Here is a 16,915-nt window from a genome sequence, read left to right as displayed (position 1 = left end):
ACCAAGTGCCCGGTGCGCTGCCCGCCAACTTGCCGATTGACGAGGCCGACGGAAACTTCGTCGTGCTCGACATCGGCTCGGGCTTGTTCGTCAACTACGCCCACATGCGGCCGGGGAGCGTTAAGGTGAAGCTCGGAGACAAGGTGCAGCGCGGCGATCAGATTGGCGAAGTCGGCAATACCGGGAACAGTCAAGCGCCGCATTTGCACCTGCATGTGATGGACAGCGCTTCTCCGTTGGCCTCGGACGGCCTCCCCTATGTGTTCGACAGCTTTACCATCACCGCGGTCGGCGAGACCACCGAGGATTTTGACAAGGCGGAAGCGACCGGATCGCCGATGACGCTTACGCCGCGCGTCCCGCCCCAGAATCTGGAAGACGCGCTGCCGCTTGACCTTTCTGTTGTTGACTGGCCACAGTGATCGCCTTGTAAAAGGCAGTGGACAGTCCGCCCTGATTTCCGAAATGGTGAGCTCGAAGCCGATGACCGCCACCCGCACAATACCCTTACGTCTTTTCCTTGCCGCTGCCGTCCTTACCTGCGCAAGTCCTGCAAACGCCGATCGGCTGCTGGACGAATCGGTCGAATTCACCGGTACATTCGCTTTTGTGAGTTCAGGCGCGCCGGGTCTGGTGATCGCCGGCGTTCGCAACGGCGAGACGGCGTTTGCCGGTTTCGGCGAAACGGTCCGCGGATCCGGCATAGAGCCGAATGCCGACACAATGATGCGAGTGGCATCCATTTCGAAGGCATTTTGCGGAGACGCTCTCGCCAGTTTGTTGGTAAAAGGAGAGATCGGCCTGACTGACCCTGTTCAGACGCACCTGCCTGACGGTTTCGTGGTGCCGGAGAAGGATGGGCGGACCCTAAGGATCATCGACCTCGCGACACAGACATCCGGCCTGCCGCGCGAGATGGCCCAGGCAGGTGGAACACCCAACGATCCCTACGCCGGCCACACAAAGGAAGCGATGATCGCAGCCATGCACGGGGAGCCGTTTCTGTTTCCTCCCGGAACTGGCGCGCTCTATTCGAACCTGGGCTTCGACCTCCTGGGACTGGCGCTCAGCGGAGCGGCTGGCAAGCCGTACGCTACCGTCTTGGAGGAGCGCGTGTTGCGGCCACGCGGCATGGTGGACACGGTCTTCAATCCGCGACCTGGTGACGAGGGCCGGCTGATGCAGGGCCACAATTTCGACGGCACGCCGCTTCCCTTCGTGCCGACACCGATGACGATGGAATGCGCCTCGGGGCTTTATACGACGCCCAACGATATGCTGAAGTGGATCGCCTGGCACTTGGCTCAAGGCGGCTCCGAGGACGATGCACGCCGCATTATCGACCACGCCAGCCTAGTCCGGAGGGATGGGCTCTCTCCGGCGCTGGGCCTCGACGACGGTGGCGCGCCGATGGATGCGATGGCACTCGGTTGGGTTGTGGTAGAGGCTGACGGCAACCGTCCGCTGGTGCTTCACAAATCCGGAGGGCGACAAGGCATGTTTACATATGTTGCCATCGCGCCGACGCGCGGCGTCGGCGTCTTCGCGGCGATCAACCAGTTCAACGCCGGGGGCTTTGAAGCAATGGTGCACGCAGTAAACGAACTGATCTATCAGCTCGCGCCCCGCTGACTGCGCTCTCGTCTCACAATCAGATTTCTCGTCGAGGACATTCCAATGACCGGTTCAGGCCACAGGCGCTTGCTCATCCTCTGCTTCACGGCAGCCTGCGTCCTTGCGGCTCCTCACGTCGCCGCCGCCAAAGATCGTCTGCTTGAGGAAGCCGTGGGATTTGCCGGCGGCATCGCCTTCCTGGGCTCGGGCGCTCCTGGCCTCGTGATCGCCGCGGTTCGCAACGGCGAGACGGCCTTCGCTGGCTTCGGCGAAATCCGCAAGGGCTCGGGGCAGGTGCCCGACGAACATACGCTGATGCGGATAGCCTCGATCTCCAAGACCTTCTGCGGCGATCTGATGGGCTCGATGATTGTGGATGGCGTCATCGGCGCGACCGATCCCCTTGCCAAACACCTCGGGAAGGACTGGACCGTGCCTGGGCTCGAAGGACGAACGCCGAGGCTCATCGATCTGGTGACGCAGGCATCCGGCCTGCCGCGCGAGGTACCGAACCAGACAGGCGGCACGCCGGACGACCCGTTCGCCGGCAATACCTTCGACCTCAGCCGCGCTGAGCTTGCGAAGCCGGAACCCTATCTTTTCCCTCCCGGCACGGGTGCCTTTTACTCGAACTGGGGTTACGATCTGCTCGGCCTCGCGCTGGCCAATGCCGGTGGCAAGTCCTATGGCGATCTGCTGGCCGAGCGGGTGCTCACGCCCCGCCAACTGACCGACACCAAGCTCAACCTGGCGGAAGGCGATGCGGCGCGGACCATGCAGGGCCATTTCTTCGACGGCACACCGTTGCCCCTCGTTCCTTCGCCGGAAACGATCGGATGCGCGGGCGGGCTCTACACCTCCGCCGCCGACATGATGAAGTTCATGGCCTGGCACCTTCGCAAGGATGCGGCCGGCGATGCGGAGCGTACCGTCGACCATGCGGGCTGGCTCTGGCGCGACGGTCTCTCGCCGGTAATCGGCATCGACGATGCGGGGCCGATGGGAATGATGACGCTTGGCTGGGTCGGAGTTCTGGCCGACAAGGACAAGCCCATGATGCTCAACAAGACCGGCGGATTGCAGGGGCAGTTCAGTTATGTGGTGTTGGCGCCAACGCGCGGTGTCGGTGTCTTCGCCTCGATCAATCAGTTCAGTGTCGGCGGGTTCAAGGCGATGGTCGCAGCAACGAATGATCTCGTCGCGCAACTTGCGCCAAGATAAGGGCAGTTCAGGCGGGAGCTACGCCACCTAATACGAGCTGATTAGCTGGAACAAAAAACGCGTGCCGGTATCAGTCAGACCTCGGTTATCTCTGAACGGTACCGCAACAAGCGCCCTTGCATTGAGGTGTTGCCCAAATGCAGCCTTTGCACCTATTCCGGCCGAGCCGAGTTCCGCCTCGATGTAATCCACGCCCGTATCGTGGTTCCAGACCGCACCGTAATCGACATAAGCAAACACGTTCAGATTTGGGATCGGCAAAGCCTCCGGGAGTTCGATGTTGCGTCCCAATTCCAGCGAGGCCGCTATCCCGCTATCGCCTGAAGCGGCCGAGCCATCGAAAGCCAGGCCATAGGGATCGCCGCCGAGCACCAACTGGACCGACGATGGCACCGCCGTCGGCGCATATTGAGCAGCCACTCTGAGGTGGGCGACGGCCAGCGAAGCGATCTCCTTGGTAAGGTCGAGGTCGCCCCGAAAATACCTGTAGTCATCAGGAACGCCTGGACGCGGTGCAAGCGGATCGGTGCTGCTGCTCGCGCCAAAGCCGTCGAGGCCTTGGCCGAAAGTACCTGTCAGCGTGATGGCGCCGTTTTCCAACTCACCGGTATACTTAAGGGAGGCCGCCAGCCATCGGAGGTCCTCATCCGTCTGCGTTTCGCCGCCCAACGCCAGCGAGTTGTCCTTGAAGTTCAATTCAAGGCGGCTAAACAGGCTGTGGTCAATTGTCCGCAGCAGTGGGTAGTTGGCATACGCGCTGCCGAACCTAGAGGCTATGTCGACATCGAGAGGCTTGAGGTCGGCGCCCGGCTGGGAAGAGACATAACCGATGCTATAGCCTACATGCAGTCCGTCATACCCGATCGGGACATCGTGCGAAGCCAGCACGAACTTCAACTCCTCGGGACTGTCCGGAATGGTCACCAGGGCGATGTTCGCCACATCGAACAGCCTAAGCGCATCGTTGAAGGTGCCGGTGCCGGTCAGCTGAAATGGGCCGACGGCATTGCTGCCGAGATTGTCGACTATTGCGTTTGCGCCGGCCCGCTTGAAGCCAATGTCGAGTTTCAGATCACCGCCGGCGGAGGGCGTTTCGGGCCGAATGAAAGTGCCTTCGATGGTCAGGCCGCCAAGATCGCTCATCAGCAACAGCACGCGCTCGGCCTCCTTGATCCGGATTGGCCGCATGGCGACGATGCGATCGATGTAAGGTTTCAAACGCCGCTCAATATCAGGGATGGCGCTGTTGATGGTGACCCGGCGCACGTAGGATTCGTAGAGAACGATGACGACGTTGCCGGATGAAAAGTCCTGCTCGGGAACGACGGCCCACGAGAAATATCCGGCCTTCTGGTAGATCTCGTCGATCCGCTCGGCGATGGCGTAAAGGTCGGCGGCGCTTATCTTTTTGTTCCGCTGCGCGGCCCACGCTTGCTCCAGCGTAGCGCTGGGCACCGTCACCGCGCCTCGAACGGTTATCGACCTCAAGGTAAACATTGTTTTTTCGGCTTGTTCCGAGCTCGTTGCCTTGCGTGCATCCGGAACTGACAGGTCAATCGTGCCGGGCTTCCTCGGAGCGGAATAGCGTCGGATGATCTCGTTCTGATCCGAAACCACCGAATCGATCCGCTCGGGGATCGTCTGGCTAAGGCTCGGTCCGACCATGAAGGCACTGGTTGCAAGACTGATGGACACGCGACGTACTGCGTCGAACCAGTGGGACAGCGCCTTGCGAAGAGGCATCAATCAAACTCGCTGACATGTCGTGGCAGGGAAAATCAACGGTTATTCGAAACTTGGTTTAGCAAATTAGCAAATATGTCGGGGTCCGTCATCCCGCGATGCACACCCGTCAGTGCCCCAACAAAGCGCAGACCGCCTGAGCCTGAACCTCCCGCAAGCGGTCGAGCAACGCGCCAGCCGGCTCAGCGATGTTCAGCGTGGTGGTGACCGAGCGCGTCCCGTCGGCGGTTGATGCCGCCCACTGCGTGTAGCCCGGGAAACTGCCGGTGTGGCCATAAACGACACCGCACGGCGTGGTGTAGCGGAACAGTCCGAGACCGGCCTCGTTCGTCCCGGGTCCGGGCGGACTGGAATTGCCGGCCACGAACTTCATCTGTTCAATCTGCTCGGCAGCGCCGAAGAACTTCAGTCCGAGATCTGCCCGTATGAACATCGACAAATCATCAGGCGTCGACACGATCGCGCCCGACGCCCACGCACCGCTCGGGCTGACGAAGGTCGTGACATCTTTCGGCTCGGATCCGGGCGCGACGACATAGCCGTGGATGGCGGGCCCAGGCAGCGCGATGTCGCGCGTGGGGAAACTCGTCTGGGCGAGGGCGGCAGGACCAAACGCGATGTTCTTCAGCAGCGTCCCGTAGGGCATTCCTGTGACCGCCTCGGCGATCAGCCCGACGACGACGTTGTCCGTGTTGGAGTAGGTATACTGGGTGCCGGGCGTAAACTCGAGCGGGTCGTTGCGGACCCAGCCGATGATCTCAATGGGCTGCACGTAACCTTGAGGATTTGTCGCGACCTGCTCGGCCAAGCCCTTGGACTGCAAGTAGTCGGGCAGGCCGCTGGTGTGGTTCAGCATCTGGCGGACCGTGACGGCCGACCATGCCGCCGGCAGATCAGGCAGGTGCTGGCCGATGGTGTCGTCGAGGCCGAGCCGGCCCTTCTGGACGAGGTGCAGGGCAATGGCGCCGTTGAATGCTTTTGAGATGCTGGCGATGCGCATGTATTGGTCGACCCCCAGCGCCTCACCCGATATGACATCGGCGCGCCCCGCTGTGAGTACGGTCATGCGACCGTCGCGGTAGAGCGTGGCGATCGCCCCGGGAGGTCCATCCTCTGCATCGAGGAGCTCCTGTAGGCCGGCCTGGACCTTTGCATCGGCTGTTCTCAACTGAGCCGCGGTTAAGCCGGTCGAGCGTGCCGGGCCTTCGCTATCAGGATGTTTTACATAGAGATCCGGATTCATCTCTTCAGAAGACACGATGACTTCGTCATTGACGCCCGAGTCAATATAATCATCGGTAATTGAAAAGCCTGCCAGAAGCTGTTTGTCCGTGAGAGGATACCAGGAGCCGAGTTCGTGCGAGTAGGCGGCAATGGCCAGCATCGCGAGTTCACGATTGCTATACAGGTCGACTTCATAATCTTCGACCAATTTGCCATCCGAATATTTCTTATATCCATCAATGTAAGGATCGCGGGAATTGTCGCCTCTATACTTATCCACAATGTCGCCGACGGTGACCTTAGACTTGTTTCCGTGGAAATAGATCTTGCGGAGGAGAAAACCCCAAGCAGCTACCCCATACTCTGGGGTTTCATAAATGGCAGTTTGGTTGCCGTACCGGTCTGGCAGAGTGCAACCCACATATCCTCTCATGCTGTCTCGCTGCCATTTCGAGATGTTTATGGCGCCGGGATTGTTTGTTCGAAGGGCCCTCCGAGTAAGCGCATTTGAGGAACTATAGTCAGCGTCCGGCAGGCTGCTAAAGAAATTGCCGATCCCGACCAGACTTCTGAAGTTGAATTCAGTAGCTTCAGGATATTTCGCATCGTCGCGAAATGGCGGGGCTAGACTGCGCGCCTTGTTCGCTTGCCAAAACGGCAGCCCGAGTGCACTACCGGTCTGCATCCCCACTGTGCCGTCAACGGGCATTCCATATGTGCTCTGGAAGGACTTCACAGCGCTTGCTGTCTGCGAACCAAACACTCCATCAATCGCTGAGGCGTAAACAGATTTGTCCGTGAGTACGCTCTGTAGAAGCGCAACCCTACGATCAAGAACGTTGCTTCGTGTTTGCTGAAAGACCGGACCGACGGGTTGACGCTTGTCGCTGATGCTGAAGTTGCTGACCCATTCGCTCGACCCGGAATAATCGTCAGGTGCTCCGCATTTCAGGGGATTCGCTGCGCTAACTTCATCCGGGCTTTCAAAAGCGAAGGCCGGACCGGAAGGCAAGAGGGCCAGGAGCGCAATGCCAAGCCAACCGCCCATCCCCGGCCTGAAACAACCGCCTATCATTTGGCGACTTCACCGCATGCGTCGACTGCATCGGTCTTCGACATGCATCCTCCGATCTTCGGCGAATGTCAGTTCGCCTCCTTAACCGACATTCTCGTCTACGAGCACCTTTTCCATATCATCCAAAGAGTGGATGACGGAAGGTGAACTCGATTCTGATCTGGCGAATCTTTGTCAGAAACGCCGCTATCGCCGCGGCAGCCTGCAACTTCAGCGCCGAGAGCTTCCGCTTGTCCGACGTGAACTCGGAGCGAGCCATGTTTACGAGCTCGTATCGGCGAGAAACAGTCCTTTCCGGCGAATGGTTGAGCCGTGCGGTCTCCGATTGGAGCTGACCCTGACATGCGGAATTCCGATCCCCTGTCAAGGGGTGCGCTTACGCACCTTCGGCGACCAGCGCGCATTTGCAGCCAAGTGGAGTCACTTGGCGTCGCGAAAGTGCGGCTGTGTTGAACGATGCCGGCCTGTCTGACTTCGCCGAGCTGCGCAAGGCGATCACACGACGGCAGCACGACCTCTACTTTGTCGCCTTCGACCTGCTGCACCTCAACGGTCATGACCTGCGCGACATGGCACTGGAGAAACGGCGTGAGATCCTTGAAAGCGTGATCCCCGCCAACATCCGCATCCAATTCAGCCAGGCGCTGCCCAGCGAGGCCAATCCATCACCTGATCGATGAAGCCGGTCTGGAGGGGCTGGCATCAAAGCCACGCCTGATCGGCGCCAAAAGGCATGAAGCGTGAAGCATGTGCGTGGCGAGGCAGACTCTTGCCATGCATGGCTGCAGGACTTTCGGGAAGAATGAGCAAGCGGGGAAGCGATTTTCTCTCCCATTGGATATCGGATGGTGATCGATATGGCTGTGGACGCAAAACGGGCAGCGCGAGCCAGGGCATTCCGGGCCAAGAGATCGATGAAGAGATCGGCCCGATCTTCGAAGACATCATGCAGGGTTGCGGGGCGCCACGCTTCGCCGCTGCGAGGAGGACTAATGCTCGGCAGCCGAGGGTTCGACAAGGTGTTGCTAATATGCAGCAGCGGCGGCATCTCTGACGGCCACCGCCTGGAACCGCTTCTCACGGCTGGCTGTAGACGTCAAAATGAGAACGAAAATCGGGAGGTGACGAAGATGGATAAGCGAGAAAACAGGATCATTGAGACGTGTTGCCTTATAGCCGTTCCGGTATCGATGGCTCTCACTATGGTACTTGCTCAACTGATCCTTGGCTGAACCCAAGGCACCGACCAGGCAAGACATGAGCCGTATTACGCGACCGCTAAACCGGCAGGCGATCTGGCAACGCTAGCTATCGTTGCTCAGGTGGTTTCAGGATTACCTGAACATCGCGGGCAAAATCTACTACGAAACCCACTTGCTCCGCTGATGCGGATGCAAGCATTTTTCAGCGAGGTCGCGCTGGACCTGGTCTGCGCGGATGGATCGACCCTTCCTGTCCTCGTCAACGCCGCGGAGCGGCGCGGCGAATCGGGCAATCTGCGGTTCATCCGCATCACCGTCTTCAATGCGTCCGACCGCCGCCGCTATGAACGAGAGCTTCTGGAAGCGCGCCGCACTGCAGAGCGGGCCAACGCCGAACTGCTTAAACTCCCATACACTCGAACGTCGCGTGGCCGAGGCGGCCGAGGTCGCCTGAAGAGCGAGCGGGCACTTCACCAGGCGCACAAAATGGAGGCGGTTGGCCAACTGACCGCCGGCATCGCCCATGATTTTAATAACATGCTCTCAGTCATTGTGTCGTCGTTCGGGCTACTCGAGAGGCGGCTTGTAAACGGCGAGGACGTTTCCCGGTTTGTTTCCTCCGCAAACCCGGTTTGTTTCCTCCGCAAACAGACTAGCGCTGGGCCTCTGAGTTCGCCTCACCGAGCGCGCAATTCAATCTATAGGTTCACGGACGCAACGGCTTGTTCTTGTGCATCGCAGCAACGATATTGCTGCATATGCGTTGTGCAGGACCGTGCCATTCCGGCGCACAAGGACACCGACTTGCGAAATATATCCGATACGATCGCTCGCCTGAGCGCGATGCACGCGCGGCCAGCAGCTGGATCCGGAGAACGGAACGACGCTCACTTGTCCGAAATTACAGGGTTCGGGTCCAATCCCGGAGCCTTGCGCGCGAGGCTTTATCTTCCGAAGAACCTGGCCCGGCAGGCGGCGCTGGTCGTCGTGCTGCATGGCTGCACCCAGAACGCGGCCAGCTATGATCATGGCTCCGGCTGGAGCGAGCTCGCCGCCGAGCATGGTTTTGCGGTGCTGTTCCCCGAGCAGCAGCGCGCCAACAACCCCAATCTTTGCTTCAACTGGTTTGTACCAGGCGATATCAGGCGCGACAGCGGCGAGGCACTGTCCATCCGCCAGGTGATCGAGGCGGCAGTGGTTACGCATGGCCTCGATCGCAAGAGGATCTTTCTCACCGGTCTGTCCGCCGGCGGCGCTATGGCGGCGGTGATGCTGGCGGACTATCCCGAACTGTTTGCCGGCGGCGCGATCATTGCCGGGCTCGCCTATGGAAGTGCCTCGACGATCTCCGCAGCCTTCGACCGCATGCGCGGCCATGGCGGTCCGTCCCAAGCCGACCTCCAGCGGCTGTTGCGGGCGGCCTCGCCGCACAAGGGTCCGTGGCCGCGTATTTCGATATGGCAGGGCTCGGCCGACACGACTGTTGTGCCTGCCAATGCGGATGCAGTCCTGGCGCAGTGGCAAAGCGTGCACAATCTCGGCGAAAAGCCAACACGCATAGAGAAGGTCGACGGCCAGACGCGGAAGGTCTGGAGCGACAGCAACGGGCGCGAGGTAGTCGAGACGTTCACCATTGCCGGCATGGGCCATGGGACGCCACTGCAAACTGGCGGCGGCGATGGTCTCGGCAACGCAGGGCCTTTCATGCTGGATGTTGGGATTTCCTCGACACGCCACATCGCCCGCTTCTGGGAATTGACGAAGCCGGACGTGCGACGCAAAGCCAAAGCCGAGGTCGCTTCAGGCGCCGCATTGCAGTCATTTGCACCAACGGAAAAACCGCGGGCAGTCCGAATCGATCCCACGCCGGAGCGAGCCAATGCGCGCGGTCCGGCAAGTGGGATTTCCAAGGTCATCGAAAATGCTCTGCGCGCGGCGGGGTTGATGCGCTGAATTGTTGTGGCGGAGGAGCTCTTTGTCTGGACTCTGCTGAACCAAGAGCCCACCATCGATAAGGCAGTGAACCCCTGCTTACCCAAGACAGCGGCGTCGTTTGGGCCAAGGCTATTTACCATCGGCCCTGGAAAGCGCTTTTGAAACAGGCCGGCCTGTCGGATGTGACGCTACATGAGCTGCGGCATACCTACGCCAGCACGATGGTTCGAAATGGCGCTCCGTTGATCATCGTGGCACAGGCCCTTGGTCGCAGCGACACCCGAACGGTGGAGAAGCACTATGCTCACCTCGCCCCGTCCTATAGCGGACATCATTCGCCGACTAGCACCCGACATTTAGAGGACAATCCAAATGGCTGAGGTCGTAATTGCCTGCTCACTTGCCGTGATCGCGTGCTTCTGCGCGTTGTGCATAATCGCGTTTTTCATGCTGGCGAAGTCCGCTACCATCCTTCTTACCTTGAACAGAAAGATGACGCCGCTCGGCGCTTGGCCGAGCCATTAGGTCCAACCGTGCGAGAAGCTGTGGCCACGGCGATGGCAAAGCCACGGCGCTCCGAAACCTATTAAGCTCAACTCGACCTACGCCATTGCCGTGAGGCGCTTGCCCGCGCGCTCGTGCACGAAGGTGGCCATGTGAATAATAGGACCGGACCGCCCCACCTTCCGTGGCGTTACAGCTATTCAGAGCGATCGACAGTTCCACGCATTTGCGATGCCGCTTGGGCTTCGAAAAAGCTGACCGGCTTATCCGACGTCGCCCAGACGCAAATTCCGTAGGCAATCCCGAAGGAGATCAACAGGGCGGGCAAGATGGGTAAGCGGTGCATGGATCGGCTGGGCCTCTTTGTTGCAGACCCGCCCACAACCTCCTGCAACCCGATCGGTTCGACATAAAGTATTTACCGTGTTGGCATGGTTTACGGATGGTTTCGCAGGCCATCGCGGATGCTTGCCACTGTGTCTGCTGGCGGAGACAAAAAAGCCCGCTGCCGGGAGGAGGTGGCAGCGGGCTCGATTTTCGAATGTGGCGCGGGAGGAGGTGCGCCTCATTCAGCGCCGGCATCGCATCTGGGAGGAGTAGATGGCCGACAATCAAAATCTACCCGCTGCCCAGCGATTTCTGCAATCGTGGATCGTGCATAGCTGCTGTGCAGATTTGCCTGTGCCGACACACGTGTAGCATCAGGCCTCCGAATTGGGCAATTTTGTAAGCTCAGCAATCGAGGGAAGGCCGGTCCCGATCCTTGGAGGCGACACCAAGGCCAGTCGCGACGCAGAGGAAGAGGACGTGTTCGACAAGATCGCCGCCCGGCCCCGGAAAAAATTTGCCAGCGGGTCGGAACCTACTACTGCTGCTCCGGCATTTCAGTATTTTCCTGAGGGTCTTTTTTCACGCCCGGGCTGGGTGACGTATCCACTGGCGCATTACCGCCCTGGTTTTGCACAGGAGCACGCTTGAACGGTGCCGTCTGCCAAGAGCCGTTCGATAAGGGCGTGAGTACAAAGAATGCCATTAGGCCTAGGAAAATGACGGCAATAACCGCCACGCCCCACGCCATGAGTCTTCGCGTGCCGCGTTGTTCTTCCCTGCGAGATAGATTGTCCACCATTGCTCCGGCCTCTCGTGAAGTGGCGCCTGTTGCGAAAGCATCTCCCTCCTCGAACTTCGCTATTGCATCAAAGTTCCGGCCCCGGTGCAGCATCCGCGAAAGAGCATTTTTAAGCTTAGCGCTCTAACGGCGTCGCCGGCGCATTGGGGGAATAGGCTTCGGGTTTAGCCTTAGCCACTGACCGGCGGCGAAGTTCCTCGCGAATTCCTCGGTCTCGAAAAGATGCTGGGTGGTTTCGCCATTCTCGACGAGTTGTACCGCCCACTGGCCGTCGATGTGTTCGATACGAACACCAGCCCTTTGGTCATCGTCCACGGCCCGCACTCCCACACACGACGAAGGCACCAACAAATCACAGCGCCCAAAGCGCTTCAACGTTCGAAATGTACAAAGCGAAGGAGAAGTCCTGTGACCGGCGTGGTGCGCACACTTCTGGAACGCTGGCAACCGAAGGGTCGATCACGAAGACGGTCATAGGCGAAAATGCGACTGACGCGGCATCCCTGGATTGCTCGGTCGCGCTCGGTAGGCTCGGCCTGGAGGTCACTGTTACCGGCGTTGCAGCAAATCCTACGGCTGGAATGCCGTCGTGCGGATGCTAGAGGTTTAGTTGTATCCGAGCATGTGACGCAATCCGACAATCGGTAGATAGACGGTCCAAATCATACCGATGGCGGCGGCAACACCAAGGCCAATCGCGGGAGCCCACGCCCTCCATTGCATCTGGAGCCGCGCTGCCAATTCAGTCAAACTCTCTTCCATGGACGAATACTTCCCAAGTCGATTCGAGGGGCGAAAATGCCAATGAACCCCAAGACTGCCGCGCTTGCAATCGCTGCTAGTATTTGCATCGCTGGTTTCGCCTACTCCAGCGGTCACAAGGCCGGTCGTGTTTCTCAACTAAAAGACACCGTCACGGCCTACAACCGCCGCATCGGGATTGACGACAAGGCCAACAGCCTCGGCCGCGTCGATCTCTGCCTGGAGCTTGGTGGCCTACTTGATGAGTGCCAGCGGCTAGACCGCTGATTTGCTTAACCGGCTGATCTCAGCCGTCCACCTCCATTGCCAATTCAACAACTGCCCATCAGGGCGGAAAGGTACTAGCCATGGACCGCAACTTCGCGCGGGCGCTTGCGCTCGTTCTGAAATCTGAAGGCCTCTGGGTGGACAACCCGGCCGATCCCGGCGGCGCCACCATGAAAGGCGTCACGCTCACCAACTTCCGCCGCTATGTGAAGGCCGATGCGACGAAGGCCGATCTGCGCAAAATCACTGACGCCCAGGTCGCGACAGTCTACCGCCGTTTCTACTGGGATGCGACGGCCGGCGCCCAGCTTCCCAGCGGGGTCGACTACGCTGTTTTTGGTTTCGCAGTGAATAGCGGTCCCGGTCGCGCGGCCAAATATCTTCAGGCCGTTGTGGGGATCAAGCAGGATGGGCGCATTGGCCCGGCCACCATTGCAGCCGTAAAGGCTAAGCCGGCCGGCGTTGTCATCGACGCGCTGTGCGACAATCGCCTAGGCTTCCTGAAGCGTCTCCCGACATGGAAGACCTTCGGCAAGGGCTGGTCCGACCGCGTCAAGTCGGTGCGCGCCAAAGCGCTGAAGCTGTCAGCTTTGCCCGACACTCCGCCGCCGGTCACTGTCGAGGTGAAGGTGCCGGTCGACAAACCCGTTGTTCCCGAAAAGGTCGAACAGAAGGTCAAGGAGAAATCCGGCTTTCTGTCTTGGCTGACCGGCCTCTTCGGTTCCGGCGCTATCGGGCTTGGCTGGCTTGCGGGCATGGACTGGCAAGCCGTCCTGGCTGGCGGTGTGGTCCTGCTGGTGCTCCTGCTGGTCCTGCTCCTGTTTCGCTCACAGATCGTCTCTGCGGTGCGCCAGATCAAGGCGGAGGTCGCGGAGTGATGTCCGCCTTCCTCGCTGCTCTCGTCGCTCAGTTGTGGCCGTACCGCCTTGTCGGCGCGGCCGGGCTCGTCGCGCTCTGGCGAGCCTATGCCATGGGCAAAGCGAAGAACCAGGCCAAGCAGGACGCGGCCGACGCCGCAGCGCGCATCGAACGCCAGAAGATCGATGATGCCGTGGCCGGCCGCGCTCTTGGCGACAACCGGGGGAGGTTGGGCGAATGGTCAAAATCCTGACGATGATCTTTGCACTTTTTGCAATGATCTCCTGCACTACGGTCGGAGGCAGCTTTTGCGCCGTGGAGCATCCTATCCGTCTCACGAAGGCGGAAGTCGCCACGCTCTCGGATGGGTCGGTTGCGGCGATCCTGGCGCACAATGAAAAGGGCGCCAAGCTCTGCGGTTGGAAAACCTGACATGGCAACTTCGGCAAACAAGAGCCTGGAAATGATAATCGGCGGCTCTTGGAGGCCACGCAGAACATGCAGCGCGACATCACGGAGATCCGACGCGACATCAAGGACAGCGATTCCCGTGCTGCCTTGAGCTACGAGCAGTCCGAACAGCGCGCTGCCGCCAGCCGGTCCAAGATGTATGCGAAAACCGACGAGCTGGTTGACTGTGTGGCGGCAACCGAAGCCGCTGTCAGCAAGCTCAACGACGATATGACGGGAGTGAAGGCGGTCACTGCCGAGGTGACCCGGTGGAAGCTCATGGGGCTTGGTGCGCTGGGCGTCACAGGAATGGCGGCTGCGGCCCTGGCTTCGCTGATCACCGCATATTGGTGCGACAAGGAAGTGTCGATGGAGAAGAAATTCGCCGAGATGAGTCGGCACCCGGCGCCTAGGTTCTTTGGCGGTGGAGTGGCCACGCCTGTAGCGCAAGTCGCTGTTGCGGAGGGCACGTCATCGCTCGTGCTCTACGATGACCGCATTCGCATTACCGCCGATGTGGACCTAGAAGGAGCGAAGGAGCTAATGCGCAAACTACAAAAGCGCATCGATTAGCTCGAAGAGGAAAAGGGGCCGAACTAGCCCCTTTTGTCCAGGGGCTTTCCGCCGCCTTATTGGCGATCTCAGCGCGCGCATTATGGTCTCGGCGCGCTTCTGCCACCCCCTTGGCGCCCAATGCCTTTGCTACGGGGCAGCGTTCATTCGTTTTTTCAATTCGATTGCGTTGGTTATTCGTCCAACAGCTTCCTCCATCTCGGCCAGTTCGAGCGCCGTGAACCTAGGCCCAATCTTGCCGATCATACGAGCGCATTCTCTTGCCGCGGAAATCGTCTCTCTGGCTATCGTCGCTCCATCGGCATCCTCGTCGATCAAGCTCATTCTCCTCTGCTTCGGCTAAGTCCAAGCATATAGGCGCTGGCGCCTTTGCGGGCAAACCGGATCCTGGGGGCATTATATTTCAATTTTCGAAGCGAAACATCGCCAGAGAACGGCTAAAGCACCAACCCCGCCGCCGCATGTTGACCTACATGCTGGGCGATCCCAGCTACTCCAGACCCCCGCCGCCGCTGTCCCACCCCGTTGATCGGTGGAACCAACACTCAATCGCGCCGTTGTGGCGGCCGGGAGGGTGGTTCATGAGCGAAAGCGCTATTCTGGTCGTCGAAGACGAGCTCTTGATCCTGCTCGACCTTGAAACAGCTTTGCAGGACGCGGGCTTTCTCGTCGTAGGAGTGCCGAGTGCCGAAGCCGCCGTAAAGGCGTTTGATGAGGATCCAAACAAGTTCGCCGGCCTCCTTACGGACATCCGTCTCGGCTCGGGAGAAACTGGGTGGGAAGTAGCCAGGCATGTAAGGCGAAGCAATCCAACCCTACCTGTGGTCTACATCAGCGGCGATGGTGCTATTTCCTGGGGCTCTGAAGGCGTCCCAGACAGCGTGATGATCGTCAAGCCGTTCTTCCCTCCCCAGATCATTACGGCGTTGTCCACACTGCTCAATCAGCAACACCCAACGGCGTCGAACGGCGGCGAACCCTCTCCGTAGAGCGGGCATTTTTTGGTTTATGAGCGGAACCTAAAATCCATCAGCAAGTTCAATAACGTTTTCAGCGCACGCTGTTGAGGGGAGCAAGCATGGTCGGCGCCATTCGCATCGCTGTTGTCGAAGATCATCCACTCTTTCGCGAAGGCGTGATGCGCAGCCTGTCAGAGATCGGAGGCTTCGAGATGGTTGGCGCGGGCGCCACGGCGCAGGATGCCGAACGCCTCGCCTCTACGGTGCGACCCGACATATTGCTGCTCGACATCTCTTTGCCGGGCGGCGGCCTCGCGGCGGTTGAGAGCATCCTCGCCAGCTACCCCACCCAGAAGATTGTCATGTTGACCGTATCGGAGGCCAATGCCGATGTAACTAAGGCTCTGAATGCAGGGGTGCGCGGCTATGTCCTCAAAGGCGTAGGGTCGCGCGGGCTCGCTGACATCCTGCGCAACGTAGCGGCCGGCGAGAGCTACCTCACGCCAACTCTTTCGGCACGGCTGCTCTCGGATCTCCAGTCCCCTGCTAACAGCACAGCAGACCGGCTGCGGCAGATGACCGAAAGGCAAACGGAAATCCTGCGGCTAGTGGCGGAGGGGCTGAGCAACAAGGAGGTCGCACGGCGCCTGAACCTCCACGAGAAGACAATCAAGCACCACATGACCAGGGTTATGTCAAAACTAAGTGTGCGAAACCGCACCGAGGCGGCTCTCGCGATGAGTGATTATCGTGACCGCTCTCCACAACCAAATCTTTGAGCTGAAGGAACTTGACCACGACACGGCATCCCTTCACTGCTTCCCTCAGCGGCGGGCCTTTTCCACCATCAGCGGCGGCTCTTTGTCCATCAAGTGCCCGGAACTTAGCCGGGCTGCGAACGTTTCAACTACGGTGCAACCAAGGAGGCCAAGGCCATGGATTGGAACCGCGTTGAAGGTAATTGGAAGCAGGTCAAGGGCAAGGTTAAGGAACAGTGGGGCAAGCTGACTGACGACGATTTGGACCGCATTGCCGGCAAGCGCGATCAGCTCGAAGGAAAAATTCAGGAAAGATACGGCCTTGAGAAGGACCGGGTTCGGAGAGACGTTGACGACTGGTACTCGTTGCAGGGTTGGTAGGGGACTATTCGAGATTTTGAGGGCCGCCTAACGGGCGCCCTTTCAATTTGATGGCACGAGCAGCCCCCCACGAGCGCGCCGGGCCGCGTAAGCACTCGACGAAAGTCCAATGCCGAAGCGCAAAGGTCTGACCCGTGAAACATTGGCGTTTTGTGCACGAGCAGTGACGTCGACGATCAATAGTCCCCTCATCGTCGGTTGGTTGATTGCCCGCCACGGCTCGCTTGGCGTGGCGGGCACTCATCACGGAGAGCGCATGC

19 protein-coding genes are annotated in these 16,915 nt (G+C 59.7%); 14 read left to right on the top strand and 5 right to left on the bottom strand.

The window, feature by feature from the left end:
* The 3 genes from EN990_RS31610 to ampH (EN990_RS31600) all read left to right on the top strand — a co-directional run.
* The coding region (locus EN990_RS31610; protein WP_164766191.1) for a peptidoglycan DD-metalloendopeptidase family protein at positions 1-422 on the top strand (422 nt) is incomplete at its 5' end.
* Complete coding sequence (ampH, locus tag EN990_RS31605; RefSeq protein ID WP_245469228.1) at positions 391-1,632, top strand: D-alanyl-D-alanine-carboxypeptidase/endopeptidase AmpH; 1,242 nt, start codon at positions 391-393, stop codon at positions 1,630-1,632. The genes EN990_RS31610 and ampH (EN990_RS31605), both read left to right, overlap by 32 nt.
* A 45-nt stretch (positions 1,633-1,677) precedes the next feature.
* A complete protein-coding gene (gene ampH / locus EN990_RS31600; protein WP_127370226.1) occupies positions 1,678-2,835 on the top strand; it encodes a D-alanyl-D-alanine-carboxypeptidase/endopeptidase AmpH in 1,158 nt (385 codons plus the stop codon).
* A gap of 27 nt (positions 2,836-2,862) precedes the next feature.
* Here the strand turns inward: ampH (EN990_RS31600) and EN990_RS31595 are convergent, their stop codons facing one another.
* Both EN990_RS31595 and EN990_RS31590 read right to left on the bottom strand, forming a co-directional pair.
* Entirely contained in the window at positions 2,863-4,578 is a 1,716-nt protein-coding gene (locus tag EN990_RS31595) for a ShlB/FhaC/HecB family hemolysin secretion/activation protein (protein ID WP_127385091.1), read from the bottom strand.
* Positions 4,579-4,687: 109 nt separating this feature from the next.
* Positions 4,688-6,850 (bottom strand): serine hydrolase, encoded by a 2,163-nt coding sequence (locus tag EN990_RS31590; protein ID WP_127369170.1) that lies wholly within the window; start codon positions 6,848-6,850, stop codon positions 4,688-4,690.
* A gap of 476 nt (positions 6,851-7,326) precedes the next feature.
* On the opposite strand from EN990_RS31590, the gene EN990_RS31580 reads away from it, so the two are divergent.
* The 3 genes from EN990_RS31580 (at position 7,327) to EN990_RS31565 (ending at position 10,394) form a co-directional block, all read left to right on the top strand.
* Complete coding sequence (locus tag EN990_RS31580; protein WP_245460986.1) at positions 7,327-7,557, top strand: hypothetical protein; 231 nt, start codon at positions 7,327-7,329, stop codon at positions 7,555-7,557.
* Positions 7,558-8,883: 1,326 nt separating this feature from the next.
* The gene (locus EN990_RS31570; RefSeq protein ID WP_206526361.1) at positions 8,884-10,032 is read left to right on the top strand and encodes a PHB depolymerase family esterase; all 1,149 of its coding nucleotides are present in this window, start codon (positions 8,884-8,886) and stop codon (positions 10,030-10,032) included.
* A gap of 164 nt (positions 10,033-10,196) precedes the next feature.
* Complete coding sequence (locus EN990_RS31565) at positions 10,197-10,394, top strand: tyrosine-type recombinase/integrase (RefSeq protein WP_244514468.1); 198 nt, start codon at positions 10,197-10,199, stop codon at positions 10,392-10,394.
* 989 nt (positions 10,395-11,383) lie between these two features.
* Here the strand turns inward: EN990_RS31565 and EN990_RS31555 are convergent.
* Together EN990_RS31555 and EN990_RS31550 are read right to left on the bottom strand one after the other, a co-directional pair.
* The gene (locus tag EN990_RS31555; protein ID WP_013525235.1) at positions 11,384-11,647 is read right to left on the bottom strand and encodes a hypothetical protein; all 264 of its coding nucleotides are present in this window, start codon (positions 11,645-11,647) and stop codon (positions 11,384-11,386) included.
* Positions 11,648-11,770: 123 nt separating this feature from the next.
* Positions 11,771-11,962, bottom strand: coding sequence for a hypothetical protein (locus EN990_RS31550; RefSeq protein WP_082827649.1), 192 nt, complete (start codon positions 11,960-11,962; stop codon positions 11,771-11,773).
* Between the two features lie 489 nt (positions 11,963-12,451).
* Here EN990_RS31550 and EN990_RS31545 point away from each other — a divergent pair, with 489 nt between their 5' ends.
* The 5 genes from EN990_RS31545 to EN990_RS36385 all read left to right on the top strand — a co-directional run bounded on the left by EN990_RS31545 (position 12,452) and on the right by EN990_RS36385 (position 14,557).
* Complete coding sequence (locus EN990_RS31545) at positions 12,452-12,676, top strand: hypothetical protein (RefSeq protein WP_127369446.1); 225 nt, start codon at positions 12,452-12,454, stop codon at positions 12,674-12,676.
* A gap of 80 nt (positions 12,677-12,756) precedes the next feature.
* Positions 12,757-13,554 carry a glycosyl hydrolase 108 family protein gene (locus EN990_RS31540; RefSeq protein WP_127369447.1) on the top strand — a complete coding sequence of 266 codons (798 nt, stop codon included), beginning with the start codon at positions 12,757-12,759 and terminating at the stop codon, positions 13,552-13,554.
* Positions 13,554-13,787, top strand: coding sequence for a hypothetical protein (locus EN990_RS31535; protein ID WP_127369448.1), 234 nt, complete (start codon positions 13,554-13,556; stop codon positions 13,785-13,787). Before EN990_RS31540 ends, EN990_RS31535 begins: the two co-directional genes overlap by 1 nt.
* Positions 13,772-13,966 carry a hypothetical protein gene (locus tag EN990_RS31530; protein ID WP_127369449.1) on the top strand — a complete coding sequence of 65 codons (195 nt, stop codon included), beginning with the start codon at positions 13,772-13,774 and terminating at the stop codon, positions 13,964-13,966. Before EN990_RS31535 ends, EN990_RS31530 begins: the two co-directional genes overlap by 16 nt.
* A gap of 66 nt (positions 13,967-14,032) precedes the next feature.
* The gene (locus EN990_RS36385) at positions 14,033-14,557 is read left to right on the top strand and encodes a DUF1515 family protein (RefSeq protein ID WP_245461025.1); all 525 of its coding nucleotides are present in this window, start codon (positions 14,033-14,035) and stop codon (positions 14,555-14,557) included.
* A gap of 129 nt (positions 14,558-14,686) precedes the next feature.
* Here the strand turns inward: EN990_RS36385 and EN990_RS31520 are convergent, their stop codons facing one another.
* Positions 14,687-14,881, bottom strand: a complete 195-nt coding sequence (locus EN990_RS31520) for a hypothetical protein (RefSeq protein WP_127388507.1) — start codon at positions 14,879-14,881, stop codon at positions 14,687-14,689.
* A gap of 257 nt (positions 14,882-15,138) precedes the next feature.
* On the opposite strand from EN990_RS31520, the gene EN990_RS31515 reads away from it, so the two are divergent.
* The 3 genes from EN990_RS31515 to EN990_RS31505 all read left to right on the top strand — a co-directional run bounded on the left by EN990_RS31515 (position 15,139) and on the right by EN990_RS31505 (position 16,655).
* A complete protein-coding gene (locus EN990_RS31515; RefSeq protein WP_127367823.1) occupies positions 15,139-15,546 on the top strand; it encodes a response regulator in 408 nt (135 codons plus the stop codon).
* An 89-nt stretch (positions 15,547-15,635) separates the two neighbouring features.
* Entirely contained in the window at positions 15,636-16,295 is a 660-nt protein-coding gene (locus tag EN990_RS31510) for a response regulator transcription factor (RefSeq protein WP_027162010.1), read from the top strand.
* A gap of 156 nt (positions 16,296-16,451) precedes the next feature.
* Positions 16,452-16,655: a CsbD family protein gene (locus tag EN990_RS31505; protein ID WP_127369452.1), complete on the top strand. Its 204-nt coding sequence runs from the start codon at positions 16,452-16,454 to the stop codon at positions 16,653-16,655.
* The last annotated feature ends 260 nt before the right edge of the window (positions 16,656-16,915 follow it).

The organism is Mesorhizobium sp. M7A.F.Ca.US.005.03.1.1 (genome assembly GCF_003997975.1).
GTDB lineage: Bacteria > Pseudomonadota > Alphaproteobacteria > Rhizobiales > Rhizobiaceae > Mesorhizobium > Mesorhizobium ciceri.
The sequence above is the reverse complement of the archived record's forward strand: the minus strand, read 5'-3'. Positions and strand labels throughout refer to the sequence as shown.